Source organism: Luedemannella helvata, assembly GCF_039528415.1.
Lineage (GTDB): Bacteria > Actinomycetota > Actinomycetes > Mycobacteriales > Micromonosporaceae > Luedemannella > Luedemannella helvata.
This window is the reverse complement of sequence record NZ_BAAALS010000020.1, coordinates 66,776-82,743: the sequence shown is the minus strand read 5'-3', so window position 1 is coordinate 82,743 and position 15,968 is coordinate 66,776. Positions and strand designations below refer to the sequence as shown.

Sequence of the window (15,968 nt, the reverse complement as noted above, 5' to 3'; positions counted from 1 at the left end):
TACTCGGCCCCGTGTGGAACGCGAACGCGACGGCCCGGCGGGGCGCCCTCGTCGCGACGGTGATGCTGGCCCTGCTCACGGCCGGGTGCGTGGACGCGACCAACCCGCCGTCGTCGACCGCCCGCCAGCCGGGCGGGCCGGGCTACCCGGTGCGCATCACGCACGCCCTCGGCACGACCGTGATCCAGGCCCCACCCAAGCGGATCGTCGCCCTCTCCGACGGCGACCTCGACGCGCTGCTGCTGCTGGGCCTCCAGCCGGTGGCCGTCGGCGAGACGACCGGCCCGGACGGCGGCGTCAACGCGTGGACCGCGCCGCTGCTCACCGGCGACCCGGTCGTGCTGCCGGCCGGCGACAGCGGCTACAACCCCGACCAGGTGCTCGGGCTCAACCCCGACCTCGTCCTCGCCGGGGCGTACGGGTCGATCGACAGCCTGTACCACCGGATGGCGGGCGTCGTGCCGACCACCGCGTACGAGGTGGCCAAGGGCGCCGACCCGTGGGAGGTGACCGTCCGGCAGGTCGCCAAGGCGGTCGGGCTGGTCGACAAGGGCGAGGCCGTCATCCGGGACACCCGCGCGAAGCTGGCCGCCGCGAAGGACGCCCACCCGGAGCTGGCCGGCACGCGGTTCGCGCTGGGACAGATGTGGACCGCGGCCTCCGTCGGCCTGCTGCGTTCGCCCGCCGACCCGAGCGTGCGGCTGCTCACCGACCTGGGCATGACGCTCACGCCCGCCGTGGCCAGCACGACCGGCGCCACCACGCCCCGGTCGTACCCGCTGGCCAAGCTGGGCGCGCTGACGAGAACGGATGTGCTCGTCCTGTACTTCCCGGACCCCTCGTTGCGGGCCCTGCTGCAGGGCGAGCGGGCGTTCGCCCGGCTGGACGCCGTCGAGCGCGGCGGCTTCCTGGCGCTGACCCGCGAGCAGTACCTGGCCCTGCGGCTGGTGACCCCGCTCAGCATCGGCTACACGGTCGAGCGCCTGGTGCCCGACCTGGCCCGCGCCGCCGCCGGCAGCGCCCGGTGACGGCCCGCCGGTTGAGCGCGCGGCGGCTGAGCGCCGGGCGGCTCGCCGTCGCGCTGGCGGCCGTCGCGCTCGCCACGGGCGGGCCGGGCGTGGCCGGGTGCACGCCCGGGCCGCGGACCGGCGCGCCGGCATCGAGCGCCGGCGCGGCGCCGGACGCGACCGGGTCGCCCGTACCGCGTGGGTTTGATTGTGGGACGGCGATTGAGTCGCTGGCCGCGCCGCCCGACGACTACCTGGTCGTCGACGGTGACGTGGCCGTGCCGGCGCGGCTGTCGCCTGTGGACGCGGCCGACCAGGGCGGTGACGACCCGAGGGCGCGGTGGTTCGCGAAGTTCGGGCTGATCGTGCGGGCCGGCGCGACCGCGCAGCTCGCGGTCGGGCCGCAGTGGACCGACCGCGCGGCCGTCGAATGGGGGTCCGGCGACTCTCCGTCGGCGACCGTACGGGTGCCGGCGTGCCCGGCACGTGACCCCGCGCGGCCCTGGCAGGTCTACGCGGGCGGGATGTGGGCCGCGGAGCCGTCGTGCGTGCCGCTCGTGATCACCGCGGGCACCACTGAGGCGACCGTGCTGGTCGGCCTCAACCGGCGCTGCTCCTGATCAGGAGCCCGCGGCCCACGGCGGCGGGCCGGACGGGATCAGCTCGTGCACGTCGAACAGGACCGCCTGCTCCACGCCCATGGCGAAGCCGCTGCCCTCGGCGATCCAGGTGAGGAACGGCCCCGGCTCGAAGCCGCCGTCGCCCAGGCCGGCGGTGTACCGGGCGTGGGCGGCCAGCGACGCGATGCCGCGCTGGAGCGGCTCGCCGGTCACGTCGACGCCGTGGGTGGGGGTCTCCGCGCCCGCCACGCAGACGAACCGGACGCCGCCCCACGGCTCGAGTCCCTCGTCCGCAAGCAGCTCCGGGAAGATCCACCGGTTGCCGGCGTCGCGCGCCGCGTCGAGGGCGGCCAGCCCCACCACCCGATGGTCGGCCTGGTTGGTGATGCCGCCGACCATGCGTACCGAGAAGGCGCCGGTGACCACGATCTCCGGGCGGTGCCGGCGGATGGCCCGGGCGATGTCGCGGCGCAGGTTCAGCCCGCCCTCGACCATGCCGTCCGGGTAGTCGAGGAACTCCACGACATCGACGCCGACCTCGGCCGCCCCGGCGCGCTCCTCCGCCTCGCGCAGCGGGCCCGCCTCCTCGGGGTGCAGCCCGTCGATGCCCGCCTCGCCGCGCGTGGCCAGCAGGTACGTGATTGTCTTGCCCTGCGCCGTCCACCGCGCCACGGCCGACGCCGTGCCGTACTCGATGTCGTCCGGGTGCGCCGCGACAGCGAGGCACCGTTCCCAGTCCTCCGGCAGCGCCGGCAGCAGCTCTCTCACCCCTGCGACGCTAGAACGTCGCGTAGGCCCTCACAACGGACCGGACAGGTATCGTCGGGTGATGGTCAGCGACTCCGCCGTACCGTCCGTTGTCGAGCGGGCGGCCCAGCCGTACATCGCCATCCGGCGCGCCGTCACGATGGGCACGATCGCCACGGTGGCCGACCGCATCCCGGACATCTTCCGCTGGCTCGCCGCGCAGAACATCGCGCCCGCGGACGCGCCGTTCTTCAAGTACGACGTCATCGACATGGCCGGCACGATGGTCATCGAGGTCGGCTGGCCGGTGCCCGCGCCCCTCGACGGCGAGGGCGAGTTCATCGCCGGCACGCTGCCCGCGGGCCGGTACGCCACGGTGACGCACGTGGGTCACCCGGACCGGCTCGCGGAGGTCACGCGCGACCTGCTGCGGTGGGCGGCGGGCGAGGGCCTGACGTTCGACGTGCGCAACACCGACGAGGGCGAGGTGTGGGGCTGCCGCCTGGAGTCCTACCGCACCGACCCGGCCCTGGAGCCCGACATGTTCAGCTGGAAGACGACGCTGCTGTTCCGCCTCGCCGACTGACGCGTACCCCGGCCGCTCAGTCCCACCAGAAGGACCAGATGGGGGCGCCGAGGATGGTCTCCGAGTAGTCGGCGACCGAGCCGACGCCCTGCCAGACGTTGTCCGGGCAGAACGCCAGGTGCTCGTACGCGACCGCGCGGGCCTGGGTGATGTCGAGCGGGGGCGCGGCCACGCTCAGCGTCAGGGCGGCGAAGCCGACCGAGATGACGCGCACGCCGAAGCGCTCCTCCCAGGAGCGGATGACCGCGGAGATCAGGGCGGTGTCCTCGGTGTGGTTGACGGGCCCGGACCAGCCGGCGACCGTGAGCGCGTCGGCGCCCCGGTCGGCGGCGACGAGGCCGAGGCGGGCGTGGCCGTCGGCGAGCGCGGCGGCGACCTCGTCGGCGTGGCGGTCCGGGACGACCGCGAGCGCGCCGGCGGCGGCAAGGCCCGGCCAGGCCAGACCGAACGTGTCCGAGCCGTCGTGGCCGCCGGCGAGTTCGGGCGGGTACGAGTCCTCGGTGTCGTCGGGGGACGGGCTGTTGATCTCGGTCCACCAGCGGGCCAGGACGGCCTCGGCGTCGTGCCCGGCGGGTGAGGTGTGCCCGGTGATGTGCACCTCGCCGGTCGCCCACGGGCGGCCCGACTCCGCGTCGAGGTCGGTGAGCAGCAGCGGCCACAGGCCGGAGCGCGCGTGCGCCGCGCGCAGGCGCTCCCACAGGCCCTCGGGGGCGGCTGCGTCGCTGAGCCAGTAGGCGGGGTGGGGCGGCGTGCGTTCCCCGTCGGGCACGACGAGCCGGCCGGGCGGCAGTGCGACGTCGAGCGTGCGCGACGCGGCCGAACCGTCCCGGAACAGCTGATCGAGGCCCTGAGGCAAGGTCATGCGGGCCACCCTAACGGTCGGGATCCCCGTCGCCGGGGCTGCGCTCCAGAGTGTTGCGGAGGCGTTGCGAAAGTCCTTCGTGTACGGCTTGCGCCGTGCGGAACCCGTACCCGAACAGGAGTTTCGGCGCCGTGAACGTGATGTGGGCTCCAATATGGACCATCCCGTCCCCCGTGTCCGTCACGGTGGTGTGGTTGCGCAGCGTGGTGCGCGGCCACTGGCGGGCCACCGTGATCACCTGGCGGTCGGTGCGGGTCAGGATGTCGGCGCGGTACGTGGTGCGGAAGGCGAACGGGCCCCAGCGCAGCCGGTCGCTGATCGCGAAGCTGCGCACCGCGCCGGGCGCGGCCGGCAGCTCCCGCACCTCGACCAGGTACGGGTTGAGCCCACGGTGGCGATGGAAGTCCGACATGAGTGCCATGGCCTCGTCGGCGGAGCACTGCACGTCGATGCCGTAGCTGAAGCTGTCCGTCCGCACGCTCCGGTCCTTTCCCGCGGGGATGTCGGTGGGTGCTGGCAGGGTACGACGGATGAACGAGGTCCCCGAGGAGAACTACTCGCCGCTGTGGCCGGAGGGGGATCGCGAACCGTTGCCGCTGGTCGGCGACGAGCGCGAGATCCTGACGGCATATCTGGACTGGCACCGCGAGACGCTCGCGCTCAAGTGCGCGGGGCTGGACGCCGAGGCGCTGAACGAGCGGGCCGCGCCGCCGTCGCGCCTGAGCCTGCACGGTCTCGTGCGCCACCTCGCGGGCGCGGAGCAGTGGTGGTTCGAGCTCCAGTTCGCCGGCGCCGAGGCGCCGATGATCAACTATTCCGACGCGTGGCCCGATCAGGACTTCGAGGACCTGAGCGGGAGCTTCGACGAGGCCCTGGCGGTGTGGCGTACCCAGGTCGAGCGGTCGCGGCAGATCGCCGCGGCGGCGTCGCTGGACGACACGGGTGTCAGCAGGCGCACCGGCGAGCCCGTGTCGCTGCGCCGCATCCTCGTCCACATGCTGGCGGAGTACGCGCGCCACGACGGGCACGCGGACCTGCTCCGCGAGCGCATCGACGGCCGGACGGGCCAGTGACCGCCTAGGCTGGGGGCGTGGCGGGGGTCGCCATGTCGCTGGCGGGACAGGGCTGGACCCAGCTCGGCGAGCTGGGCCTGGCGCTGCTGCTGTCGGCCGCCATCGGCATGGAGCGCGAGGCGCGCCAGAAGAGCGCCGGCCTGCGCACCACGACCCTGGTCGGGCTCGGCGCCGCGCTCATCATGCTGATCTCCAAGTACGGCTTCGCCGACGTGGTCGGCGAGTACGTCCAGCTCGACCCGTCCCGGATGGCGTCGCTGGTGGTCTCCGGCATCGGTTTCATCGGCGGCGGGCTCATCTTCGTGCGGCGCGACGCCGTGCACGGCCTCACCACGGCGGCGGTCGTCTGGGTCACCGCCGCCGTCGGGATGGCCGCCGGCGCGGGGCTGTGGCTGCTCGCCATCGCGGCGACCGCCGCGCACTTCCTCGTCGTGTTCGGCCTCACCGCGGTCGCGAACCGGCTGCCGCGCTCGCGGTACGCGCCCTCGCGCATCCGGCTGACGTACCTGGACGCGCACGGCGCGCTGCGGCGGGCGCTCGCCGAGTGCACCGGCCGGGGCTTCGCGGTGAGCGCGCTGGCCATCGAGCGGCAGGACCCGCCGACCGTCACGGTGTGGTTCACCGTGCAGGGCATGGGCGACCTCGGCGACCTCAGCGCGGCGCTCACGGAGGTCGACGGGGTGCTCGGGGTGGCGGCCGAGGACGGCAACGCGCCCCTTGCCTGACCGCCGCTGTCCAACGGGGCCACATTGGACATCGATGCCGTTCTATCGTGATTGGTGCCCGCGGTATCCGTCCCAGTACCCGCGCGAGGTGCCTACGATGCCTGCCCGTCCCACCCGTCTGCTCATCGCCACCGCCCTGACCGTCCTCGCCGCCACCGGGCTCGCCGTGCTGCCGGCGGCAGCCGCCCCGGCGGCCCACCGGGCCGCGGCCGCCACGCCGCCGGCCACGATCTCACCGCCGGCGACGTTGCCGGCCGCCACGACACCCGGTGCGACCGGGTCACAGGCCACCACCGGGCCGGCGACCTCGCCCCCGCTGGCCGCCACCCAACCCGGCACCCCCACGGCCACGCGTGGACCCGACCTGACCCGTCCGCCGGCCACCAGCGGCTCCGGCGGCGTCATCTCCGGCCAGGTGCTCGACGGTGACACCCCGGTCGCCGGCGCCACGGTCGCGCTGGTGCTGTCCATCGGCGCCATCGGCCAGACCACGACCACCGACGCGGCGGGCCGGTTCCGCCTCGCCAATCTCCGGCCGGGCTCCTACAAGCTGCGCTTCGACCTGCCGTACGGGTTCCTGCAGTACTACCCCGCGCAGGCCACCTCCGACCTCGCGACCGTGCTGACCGTGGTCGGCGGGGAGGAGCAGACCATCGTCGAGCGGGCGCGCCCGCACGGCTCGCTCGGCGGCCGGATCACCACGGCGGCCGGCGCCCCGGTCGCCAACGCGTACGTCCAGTTGTCCGCGGCCACCGGGTCACCGATCGGCAGCGTGTTCGCCGACGCGGACGGCAACTACCTGTTCCCCTTCGTCAAGGCCGGCGACGTCATCCTGGCCGCGTCGCCCGCCCGCTACGGCGCGCCCATCCAGTACGCCCCCGACAAGCCCAACGGGGCCACGGCCGGCGTCTACTCCGTGGCCGTCGGCACGCGCACCACGCTCGACGAGAGCCTGCTCCCGCTCGGCCGGGTCACCGGCAGCTACACGATGGACGGCCGGAAGCTGGCCAACGTGCTCGTCGAGGCGGTGTCCACGACCGGCGGCTCTAAGATCATCAACCGGAGTGAGGGCGACGGGACGTTCCGGCTCTGGCTGCGACCCGGCACGTACCAGCTGCACTTCGACCCCGCCGACGGCGAGATCGACCAGTGGTGGCGCGGCAAGGAGTCGCAGGCCGACGCCGACGTCATCACGGTCACCGAGGACGCCACGTTCGTCGCCGACGAGACCGCCCTGCCGGCCACCAGGGCCGCCGGCTACGTGCACACCCCGGACGGCTCCGACCACGGCTTCCTCAGCGTCGTCATGACCGACCAGGCCACCGGTCGCTCGTACCAGACGAGCCTCTACGCCAGTGGCCGGTGGGCGATGGACGTGCGCCCGGGCACGTATCTCGTGCGCTACGAGACGAGCTACCAGACCCAGTGGGCGTACGGGAAGACGTCGGCGGCCGAGGCCGACCGCATCGTCGTGCCCGCCGGCACCGAGACGCTCATCGAGGACACGCTGCTGCCGTTGAGCACGGTGAACGTCACCGCCGTCGACGCGGTCAGCGGGGAGCGCGCGCAGTCGTTCTGCGCCACCCTCGACGGCAGCTCCCGCTACGAGATCACCTGTACCGACGACGGGACGGTCGTGTTCCGCACCGGCGAGGGCACCTACAAGATCACTGTCGACGACCGCGTCCACCTGCTGTCCTCGGTGCCCGACGTGCGGGTCGCCAGGGGCGCCACGGTGGACGTCGCCGTGCCGCTCAAGCCGGCCGGCATCCTCGACATCACGGTCGTCGACGCGCGCACCGGCGAGGCCGTCAACGGCGTCTGCCTGCACACCGTGCCGGCGGCCCGCCCGCCGTACTTCGTCGAGGGCAACAGCGGGTGCACCGAGGCCGACGGCCGGCTGACGCTGCCCCGGATCCTGCCGGACCGGTACCACCTGTTCGCCGGGGCGTACGACGGCGTGCACGGGTCGCAGTGGCTCGGCGACCACGGCGGCGTCGGCAGCCAGGCCGCCGCGCGGGTGCTCACCATCCGGGGCGGCGCCACCACCCGGGTGACCGTGCGTCTCGACCGCGCCGGCACGATCACCGGCGTGGTCACCGACCGGGCCACCGGCCGGCCCGTGGCCGACGCCACCGTCATGGCCGGCGGCAAGGGCACGGGCACGGACGCCGACGGCCGCTACACGATCGACGGCCTCGGCCCTTACTCCTGGCCGTTGCTGTTCACCCACCCCGACTACGCGGGCGTCTGGTCCGGCGGCGGCACGGACCGCCTGAAGGCCACCGGCGTGCGCGTCAGGACAGGCCAGACCACGCGGTACGACGCGACGCTGCGTACCGGCGTGCTGATCACCGGTGCGATCACCGTCCCGGGCGGCGGCGTGCCGGACTGGGCCCAGGTCAGCGCGGTCGACGCGGACACCTTCGACGTCCTGGCGTACGTGCCGTTGGACAGCGACGGGCGCTACCGGCTGCACGTCACCGGGCCGAACAAGGTCAAGCTGCTCTTCGAGGGCAGCGCCGCGGGTTCCTGGGTCCAGCGCTGGTATCCCGGCGTCGCGGACTTCACCCGTGGCCGCACCATCCCCGTACCCCCCGCCGGAACCCTCACCGCCGATTTCGTCCTCGCGCCTTGACCGCCCCCGGGGAGGGAGGGCGGCGACGTCCGGTCCGCGTCACGCGGATCGGACGTCACCGCGTCCCCGGGACGACCACCCGATCACCGGAAAGGACGCCATGTCGATCAGATCGTTGCTGGCGGGGGCGATGACGGCGGTGGCAGCCGTCGGGCTCGTCGCCCTGCCCGCGCTGGCCGCGCCAGCCAATGCCGGCGCGTCCGCCACCGCGCCCGGCGCGACGGCGGACGAGACGTCAACGTCGGGCCCGGCCGCGCCGTCGACCATCGCCGCACCCTCAACCATCGCCGCACCCTCGACTGGGTCACCCACGCTGACCAGGTCGCCGTCCGTCACGGGGTCGTCGAGGTCGCCGCACGCGCCGACCTCCTCGGCCTGTCCCGGGGGTGGGTCGACGCGGCCCCCGACAACGGGGGCGTCGTCCGGGTCCCCGGTCGTGTCCACCACGCGCCCGCCGTCTTCGGCACCGCAGTGTCCAGGCGGCATCGTCAGCGGCCAGATCACGGACAACGGGGTCGGCGTGCCGTACCTCTCCCTGTCCGTCTACTCGGTGGCCACGGGCTCCCCGATCCGGTACGGGAGCACCGACGCCGACGGGCGGTTCCGGATCCCCACCATCCCGGTGGGCACCTACAAGCTCCGGATCGGTCTGCCCGGCGGGCTGATGTTCCAGTTCTGGCCCGGCCAGCCGGACTTCGCCTCGGGCGGCACCTTCACCATCACCGCGATCGGCGAGGAGAAGGTCCTCAACGACCGGGCGGTCGCGCACGGCGGGATCGCCGGTCACATCACCACCGCCAGCGGGGCGGTCGCCCCCGGCGCCCACGTCGTGCTGTACGACGCGGACAACGGGTGGTTGACCAACGTGTACGCCGACCAGAACGGTGCGTACTCGTTCGGATATCTGCCCGCCGCCACGTACAAGCTGTCGGTGGCGTCCTCGTACGGATCGGGGCCGGTTCAGTTCGTGCGTGGCAGGACGACCCTCGCCGACGCCGACCCGGTCACGGTCGAGCTGGGTCCGCCGACCATTGTGGACGAGCAGTTGCTCCCGACGGGCGCGATCACCGGCGTCGTCACCGACCGGGGCGACCCTGTCGCCGGCATCACGGTGGAGGCACGGTCGGTCGCGACCGGCACGTCCGTCTACACGTTCACCGACGAAACCGGCCGGTACCGGCTCACCCTCCTGCCCGGGCAGTACACGGTGCGGTTCCACCTTCTGCAGGCTCAGCGGCCCGAGCAGTGGTGGCCCGCGGCCGAGGACGAGGCCGGTGCGGAGAAGATCACGGTGGAGGCCGGCGGGTCCGTTGTCGCGGACGCCGCGGTGTTCCCGTGGGCGTGGGTGATGGGCCACCTCGTCCGGGACAACGGCGAGGTGGCGTACGGCGCGACTGTCGTTCTCACCGAGGTGAACACCGGTCGGACCTACGAGACGGGCGTGTACGGACAGTGGAATGTGATCGTCCGGCCCGGCACCTACACGGTTCGGTTCGAGTGGAACGGCCTGGTCCAGTGGTACCACCGCGCGACGACCGCGACGGCCGCGCAACGGGTCGTGGTTGACGACCACGGGAGCGTCTACCTCGAGGAGACCCTCTTCGGGGCCGCCACCGTGAGCGTCACCGCCACCGACGCCACGACCGGGGCGGCGGTGGACAACTTCTGTGCCACGTTGGGGGGCACCGCCAACGCCTACCGGTGCACCACGACGGGCGTGGTCGACTTCGAGGTCAGCGAGGGAACGTACACGGTGATGGTCGACGACGGCGTCCACCTGCCCGGCACGGTCACCGACATCCGGGTCGCCACCGGCGAACGGGTCACCAGGGCTGTGGCGCTCAGGGCCGGCGGTTCGATCGAGTTCACGGCCGTGGACGCCCGCACGGGTGCGCCGATCCCCAACGCCTGCCTGACGACCAGGCTGGTCGACCGGGCGCCCGAGCCGGCCGAGGGCACCTTCGCCTGCACCGACGACCAGGGCCGCTACACGTTCGGGCGGATCACCCCGGACCGGTACCACCTGTTCGCCCCGGTGTACGACGACGTGCACGGCGCCCAGTGGGTCGGCCCGCACGGCGGCGTGGGCAACCAGGACGAGGCCAAGGTGTTCACCATCCGGGAAGGGGTGACCACCAGAGTCGTCGTGCGCTTCGACGCCCGGGGCACCATCTCCGGCACGGTCACCGACCGGGCAACCGGCCGGCCCGTCGGCGGGGCCTACGTCAACATCGGCGGGATGAGCCAGAGCGTTGTCGCGATCACGGATGCCGACGGCCGGTACGCCCTGGACAACCTCGGCCCGTACCGGTGGAAGCTGTCGTTCTGGCATCCCGACTACGCCGGCCAGTGGTCCGGCGCGGTGGCCGAGCGCGCCGACGCGACCACGGTGCGGGTCCGGGCGGGCGCGACCACGCGGTACGACCTGGCGATGCGCAAGGGCACCGCGGTCACCGGCGTGGTGTCCACGCCGGCCGGTGCGCCGCTGAACTGGGCCCTGGTGGCGGTCTACAACGCGCGCACGCACGACCACCGCAGCTACGCCGAGGTCAACGCGGACGGCACCTACCGCGCCTGGGTGCTCGGGCCGCAGAAGGTCGATCTGCTTGCCGAGGGCTCCGTGGACGGCGTGCGGGCGGCCCGGTGGTGGCGGGACGCGAACACCAACGCCGAGGCGGACGAGTTGCGGGTGCCGGCATCCGGCACGGTGACGGCCGACTTCACCCTGACCCCGTAACGCAACGGTCGACGTCCGGCCCGTTCGCGCGGGCCGGACGTCGCCGGGTGGCGGCCGGCCGGTATAACCGAGCGGTGACTGACCCGGGGTTCCGCTACGACGAGGTGCTCGACCGGCTGCGTACCGCCTATGACGGCGGCGCCGCCATGCGCGACGCGGAGATCAAGGCCGGGTGGAAAATCGTCGAGCGGGCGGCGTTCCTGGCCCGGCTCCGCGAGGCGGGAGCGGCCCGGCTGCTGGAAATCGGCGCCGGCACGGGCCAGGACAGCGTGTTCTTCCGCGACAACGGCCTGACGGTCGTCGCCACGGACCTGTCGCCGCAGATGGTCGCCCGCTGCCGCGCCAAGGGCCTGGACGCCCACGTGCGCGACTTTCTCCACCTGGGCTTCGAGCCGGCCTCCTTCGACGCCGTGTACGCGGTGAACTGCCTGCTGCACGTGCCCACGGCCGACCTGCCGACCGTGCTGGGCGCCATCCGCGACGTGCTCGTGCCCGGCGGGCTGTTCTTCCTGGGCGCCTACGGCGGCCTGGGCGAGGAGGGCATCGTCGACTGGGACAAGCACGAGCCGCACCGGTTCTTCGCCTGGCGCAGCGAGGAGCAGATGGTCGAGGCGGCCCGCGGGTACTTCGAGGTGGTCGACAGTCACCGGGTGCCGATGGCCGACCACGAACACCACTTCCATTCGCTCACGCTGCGCCGCCCGGCCGGGTGACCGGATCGGTCCGGTCTCGGGCATGATGGTGCCTGCCGCGCGCGGGGTCGCGGGGGACAGGATCGGGGGCATGAAGCGAGCACTCGTCGTCATCGACGTACAGGAGTCGTTCCGTCAGCGCCCGATCTGGGGCGCGATCTCGAACCCGGACATCGTGAAGCCGGTGGACCGGTTGGCCGAATCGTTCCGCACCAACGGCGACCTGGTGGTCTGGGTGCTGCACGCCGAGCCCGGCTCGGACACGGTGTTCGACCCGGCGCGCGGGTACGTGCGCCTCATGGAGGGTCTCGAGGCGCGCCCCGGCGAGCCGGTGCTCACCAAGACGGCGCACAACGCCTTCACCACCACGAACCTGCAGCAGCTGCTCACGGCGCGGGGTATCGGCGAGGTGGTGGTGTGCGGCCTGCGCACCGAGCAGTGCGTCGAGACGACGGCGCGGTTGGCGTCCGACCTCGGTTACCGGGTCACGTTCGTCATCGACGCCACGGCGACCAACCCGATCGAGCACCAGGACGCGCCGGCCGGCCGCTCCGTCGAGGAGATCCTCGCCGATCCGCGCACGCTGTCCGCCGAGGAGATCATCGCCCGGACCGAGTACGCCCTGGCCGGCCGGTTCGCCACCATCGCCACGGTCGACGAGCTGGTCGCGTGAGCGGACCGTTGCCCGGGTCCCACGCACGGCTACGCCGACGCGCCGCGGGGGCGCCGGCGTGACCAAGGTCGTCTTCCTGCTCGCCCCCGGGGTGCACCTGCTCGACCTCGCCGGTCCGGCGCAGGTCTTCTCCACGGCCGCCGACCTCGGCGCGGAGTACGAGCTGCACTACGTGGGCGAGCGGGAGGACGTGCCGACCGCGCAGGGCGTGCCGCTGGGCGCCGCCCTGACGTGGCCGCGGCTGTCCGCGGACGATCTGGTGCTCGTGCCCGGCTGGCGGACCCGGGGGCCCGCCTGGGACGACAAGTTCACCAGAGCGACCCTCGACCGCCTCGCCGGCCATCACCGGTCCGGCGGCACGGTCGCCAGCGTCTGCGCCGGAGCGTTCGCGCTCGCCCGCGCCGGGCTGCTCGACGGCCGCCGCGCCACCACCCACCATGAGCTGCAGGAGTGCCTGGCCACCCGCCACCGGCGGGTGAGCGTCGTGCGGGACGTCCTGTTCGTGACGGACGGCCGGGTCGTGACGTCCGCCGGCATCGCCAGTGGCATCGACCTCGCCCTGCACCTGGTGGCGGTGCGGCACGGGCCGGCGCTGGCGGCCCGCGCGGCGCGCGGCATGGTGGTGTACGCCCGCCGCAACGGCGACGAGCCGCAGGCCAGCGCGATGCTGCGGCACCGGGCGCACGTCAGTGACGCCGTGCACCGGGTGCAGGACGTCATCGACGCCCGGTTCGCCGACCCCCTGCCGCTGGCCGAGCTGGCCGCGGCCGGCGGGGTGAGCGAGCGGACCCTGACCCGGCTGTTCGACCGCGCCACCGGCCTGACCCCGCTGCGCTACCAGCAGCTGCTCCGCGTGGAGCGGGCCGAGCACCTCATCGGGCACGGCGCCACGGTGGACGCCGCGGCCCACGCGGTCGGCTTCACGGACGCGCGGATGCTGCGCCGGCTGCGCGCCCGGGCCGCCACGCCGCCGGCCGCACCGACGCTGCCACAGCCGGTTGGACCGACGGCGCCGACGGTTATGCCGGTTACGCCGGCCGGCGGGCCAGGCCGCTCATCTTGACGCCGGTGTAGACGGCCGCGGCGAGCGCGATGTCCGACAGCAGCATCAGGCCGATGGCGTAGGAGCCCTCCAGCCCGTACACCCAGCCCATGATGAGCGGCGGCACGAAGCCGCCCAGGCCGCCCGCCGCGCCGACCACGCCGGTGATCGTGCCCACCTTGTCGCCGGGCGCCACCTTGCCGACCAGCGCGAACACCGCCCCGCTGGCCGCGCCGAGCAGCGCGGCCATGCTGAGGAAGGCGATCGTGCCGACCGGCATGAGCGTCGGCTGGAACGCCTGGATCACGGCGAACACGGCCGTGCCGGAGAAGCACCACACGAGGACAGGCACCGGGTGGAACCTGTCGGACAGCCAGCCGCCCGTGGGGCGGGCGATGACCGCCAGGACGACGAACCCGGCCGTGCGCAGGGCCGCGTCGTTGGCGGACAGCTCGTACGCCGTCTTGAGGTAGGCGGGCAGGTAGACGCTGAATGCCACGAACCCGCCGAAGCCGACGGCGTACAGGAAGCACAGCTGCCAGGTCACGGCCAGCCGGCCGACCTCGGCCGTGCGCGCCCACGCCGAGCCGACCGGCCGCTGGCGGTCCGGCGCGTCGCGGATCAGCAGGAACGCCACGACCGCGTAGGCCACGAGGATCGCGGCGACCAGCAGGAAGGGTGTCTGCTTGCCGTAGGTGTCGACCAGCTTGACCGTGGTGAAGTTCGAGATGGCGGTGCCGCCCATGCCGACGCCGAACACGCCGATCGCGAACCCACGCCGGGCCGGCGGGTACCACCCGGACACGAGCGGTACGCCCACCGCGAAGGCCGTGCCGCCGATGCCGAGGAAGAACCCGGTGACGACGAGCGCGGGGAACGAGTCCACGAACGCCAGCGTGAGCACCGGCACGACCGTGGCGAGGCTGACCACCGGGAACATGACGCGCGCACCGAGCCGGTCGGTCAGCGCCCCGATCGGGACGCGGCCCAGCGAGCCGACCACGACCGGGATCGCGACGAGCAGCGACTGGGCGGCGAAGCTGAGCCCCAGGCGCTCCTTGATGCCGGGGCCGAGCGGGCCGAGCAGCGCCCACGCCCAGAAGTTGACGAGGAAGCCGATGGTGGCCAGGGCGAGGTTGAGGGTCGCGCCCCGCCGGGCGGTTGTGGTCGTCGACATGGTTGTTCCTCAGGCGGTCAGCGGCGGGTGCGGCTGGGCACCCGGGGCGGGCCCTCCCAGCCGGGCCGGGCCGGGCGCAGGCCGGGACGGGGACGGGCGTCGCGGCTGCGGTAGACGACGTACGGGCGGGTGAGGTAGCCGACGGGCGCGCTGAACGCGTGCACCAGGCGGGTGAAGGGCCAGAACGCGAAGAGCGCGAACGCGACCAGGATGTGCATCTGGAAGCTCACCGGGACCCCCGCCATGAGGTCCGGGTCGGGTCGCAGGGAGAACAGCGACCGGAACCAGGGGGAGATCGTCTCCCGGTAGTCGTATCCGGGGCCGGACGCGTTGGCGCGCAGGGTGGCCAGCAGGCCCAGCACGATGACGCCGACCAGCACCACGTACATGACCTTGTCGTTCTTCGTGGTCGCGGCGAAGACCGGGCCGGTGAGGCGGCGGCGGGCGATGAGGATCCCCAGCCCGATCAGCGTGCACAGGCCGGCCACCGTGCCGATGAACACGGCCGCCAGGTGGTAGGTGTGCTCCGAGATGCCGACCGCCTCGGTCCACGACTTCGGGATGAGCAGCCCGCCGATGTGTCCGATGAGGACCATCAGGACCCCGAAGTGGAACAGCGGGCTGCCCCACCGCAGGATCCGGTTCTCGTACAGCTGCGACGAGCGGGTGGTCCAGCCGAACTTGTCGTAGCGGTAGCGCCAGATGAGGCCGCCGACCAGGATGGTCGCCGACAGGTAGGGCACCACGACCCAGAGCAGGATGTTCACCGGCGACCTCCACTGGTGTCGACGAGACCGAAGGGTTCCAGGCCCACCTGCTCCACAGGCGGGCCCGTACGGGCGAGGCGGGCGACCGCGACCAGGTCGGCCGGCGCCGCGGCGGGCAGCATCAGCAGGACGGCCTCGACCGCGTGGCGGTAGACCGAACCCTCCTTGGCCAGGGCCTTCGCGAGCAGGTCCAGGCCCACCCGGTGCTCGCGCAGCAGCCGCCACCCACGGTCGTCGGCCGCGGCCAGGTCCAGCACCGCCGGCAGGTAGTCGGGCAGCTCGCCGTCCGCGACCGTCAGGCCCGCCGCCTTGTACGCGGCGGCGAAGCCGACCAGCGCCTCGCCGCGCCGGCGCGTGTCGCCGCTCGTGTAGTAGGTCAGGTGCAGGCAGCACCGGCGCCGGAAGTCGAACAGCTCCACGTACTGCGCGGCGAGCGTACGCGGGTCGGCGCCCGCCCGGTGCCCGGCGACGGCCCGCAGGGGCGCGGCGAGCTGACCCGGCAGCTCGTCCAGGGCGTCGCGCACCAGGGGCAGCGCGGCGAGCACCTCGTCGTCGGGGTAGCGCAGCAGCAGGGAGGCCGCCCGGGCGGCCACCGCTCTGTCGAGGTCGCCTTCGGCCACGG

General features: G+C 73.5%; 17 protein-coding genes. 10 read left to right on the top strand and 7 right to left on the bottom strand.

Translation table 11 applies throughout. The features are described 5' to 3' along the window. The first annotated feature begins 11 nt into the window (after positions 1-11). Both ABD191_RS19850 and ABD191_RS19845 read left to right on the top strand, forming a co-directional pair. Positions 12-1,028 carry an ABC transporter substrate-binding protein gene (locus ABD191_RS19850; protein ID WP_344084025.1) on the top strand — a complete coding sequence of 339 codons (1,017 nt, stop codon included), beginning with the start codon at positions 12-14 and terminating at the stop codon, positions 1,026-1,028. Continuing rightward, positions 1,025-1,627: a hypothetical protein gene (locus ABD191_RS19845; RefSeq protein WP_344084022.1), complete on the top strand. Its 603-nt coding sequence runs from the start codon at positions 1,025-1,027 to the stop codon at positions 1,625-1,627. Before ABD191_RS19850 ends, ABD191_RS19845 begins: the two co-directional genes overlap by 4 nt. Here the strand turns inward: ABD191_RS19845 and ABD191_RS19840 are convergent, their stop codons facing one another. Next, a complete protein-coding gene (locus tag ABD191_RS19840; RefSeq protein WP_344084019.1) occupies positions 1,628-2,395 on the bottom strand; it encodes a PIG-L deacetylase family protein in 768 nt (255 codons plus the stop codon). It abuts the gene before it with no gap. Positions 2,396-2,456: 61 nt separating this feature from the next. Here ABD191_RS19840 and ABD191_RS19835 point away from each other — a divergent pair, with 61 nt between their 5' ends. Next, on the top strand, positions 2,457-2,960 hold the full coding sequence (locus ABD191_RS19835; RefSeq protein ID WP_344084016.1) for a GyrI-like domain-containing protein: 504 nt from the start codon (positions 2,457-2,459) through the stop codon (positions 2,958-2,960). 16 nt (positions 2,961-2,976) lie between these two features. Here the strand turns inward: ABD191_RS19835 and ABD191_RS19830 are convergent, their stop codons facing one another. Both ABD191_RS19830 and ABD191_RS19825 read right to left on the bottom strand, forming a co-directional pair. Continuing rightward, the gene (locus ABD191_RS19830; RefSeq protein ID WP_344084013.1) at positions 2,977-3,822 is read right to left on the bottom strand and encodes a DUF4253 domain-containing protein; all 846 of its coding nucleotides are present in this window, start codon (positions 3,820-3,822) and stop codon (positions 2,977-2,979) included. 10 nt (positions 3,823-3,832) lie between these two features. After that, positions 3,833-4,300 (bottom strand): SRPBCC family protein, encoded by a 468-nt coding sequence (locus ABD191_RS19825; protein WP_344084010.1) that lies wholly within the window; start codon positions 4,298-4,300, stop codon positions 3,833-3,835. A gap of 52 nt (positions 4,301-4,352) precedes the next feature. On the opposite strand from ABD191_RS19825, the gene ABD191_RS19820 reads away from it, so the two are divergent. From ABD191_RS19820 to ABD191_RS19810, 3 genes are all read left to right on the top strand, one after another. After that, positions 4,353-4,895 (top strand): DinB family protein, encoded by a 543-nt coding sequence (locus ABD191_RS19820; RefSeq protein ID WP_344084007.1) that lies wholly within the window; start codon positions 4,353-4,355, stop codon positions 4,893-4,895. 17 nt (positions 4,896-4,912) lie between these two features. After that, positions 4,913-5,620: an MgtC/SapB family protein gene (locus tag ABD191_RS19815; RefSeq protein WP_344084004.1), complete on the top strand. Its 708-nt coding sequence runs from the start codon at positions 4,913-4,915 to the stop codon at positions 5,618-5,620. Between the two features lie 97 nt (positions 5,621-5,717). Further along, the gene (locus ABD191_RS19810) at positions 5,718-8,258 is read left to right on the top strand and encodes a carboxypeptidase regulatory-like domain-containing protein (RefSeq protein ID WP_344084001.1); all 2,541 of its coding nucleotides are present in this window, start codon (positions 5,718-5,720) and stop codon (positions 8,256-8,258) included. Positions 8,259-8,297: 39 nt separating this feature from the next. Here ABD191_RS19810 and ABD191_RS19805 read toward each other — a convergent pair whose 3' ends face one another. Then, positions 8,298-8,705 carry a hypothetical protein gene (locus tag ABD191_RS19805; RefSeq protein WP_344083998.1) on the bottom strand — a complete coding sequence of 136 codons (408 nt, stop codon included), beginning with the start codon at positions 8,703-8,705 and terminating at the stop codon, positions 8,298-8,300. Between ABD191_RS19805 and ABD191_RS19800 the strand changes: the two genes are divergently transcribed. The 4 genes from ABD191_RS19800 to ABD191_RS19785 all read left to right on the top strand — a co-directional run bounded on the left by ABD191_RS19800 (position 8,695) and on the right by ABD191_RS19785 (position 13,423). Then, the gene (locus ABD191_RS19800) at positions 8,695-10,995 is read left to right on the top strand and encodes a carboxypeptidase regulatory-like domain-containing protein (protein ID WP_344083995.1); all 2,301 of its coding nucleotides are present in this window, start codon (positions 8,695-8,697) and stop codon (positions 10,993-10,995) included. The two genes, ABD191_RS19805 and ABD191_RS19800, sit on opposite strands and share 11 nt — an antisense overlap. A gap of 74 nt (positions 10,996-11,069) precedes the next feature. Next, positions 11,070-11,708 carry a class I SAM-dependent methyltransferase gene (locus tag ABD191_RS19795; protein ID WP_344083992.1) on the top strand — a complete coding sequence of 213 codons (639 nt, stop codon included), beginning with the start codon at positions 11,070-11,072 and terminating at the stop codon, positions 11,706-11,708. A 70-nt stretch (positions 11,709-11,778) separates the two neighbouring features. After that, positions 11,779-12,360: a cysteine hydrolase family protein gene (locus ABD191_RS19790; RefSeq protein WP_344083989.1), complete on the top strand. Its 582-nt coding sequence runs from the start codon at positions 11,779-11,781 to the stop codon at positions 12,358-12,360. 58 nt (positions 12,361-12,418) lie between these two features. Then, the gene (locus ABD191_RS19785) at positions 12,419-13,423 is read left to right on the top strand and encodes a GlxA family transcriptional regulator (protein ID WP_344083986.1); all 1,005 of its coding nucleotides are present in this window, start codon (positions 12,419-12,421) and stop codon (positions 13,421-13,423) included. Here the strand turns inward: ABD191_RS19785 and ABD191_RS19780 are convergent. From ABD191_RS19780 to narJ, 3 genes are read right to left on the bottom strand one after another with little or no spacing between them, the layout of a single operon-like run. Then, positions 13,389-14,579, bottom strand: a complete 1,191-nt coding sequence (locus tag ABD191_RS19780) for an MFS transporter (RefSeq protein WP_344083983.1) — start codon at positions 14,577-14,579, stop codon at positions 13,389-13,391. The two genes, ABD191_RS19785 and ABD191_RS19780, sit on opposite strands and share 35 nt — an antisense overlap. Before the next feature lie 17 nt (positions 14,580-14,596). Further along, positions 14,597-15,346 carry a respiratory nitrate reductase subunit gamma gene (gene narI / locus ABD191_RS19775; RefSeq protein ID WP_344083980.1) on the bottom strand — a complete coding sequence of 250 codons (750 nt, stop codon included), beginning with the start codon at positions 15,344-15,346 and terminating at the stop codon, positions 14,597-14,599. After that, positions 15,343-15,966, bottom strand: coding sequence for a nitrate reductase molybdenum cofactor assembly chaperone (narJ, locus tag ABD191_RS19770; protein ID WP_344083976.1), 624 nt, complete (start codon positions 15,964-15,966; stop codon positions 15,343-15,345). Before narJ ends, narI begins: the two co-directional genes overlap by 4 nt. Positions 15,967-15,968: the final 2 nt, after the last annotated feature.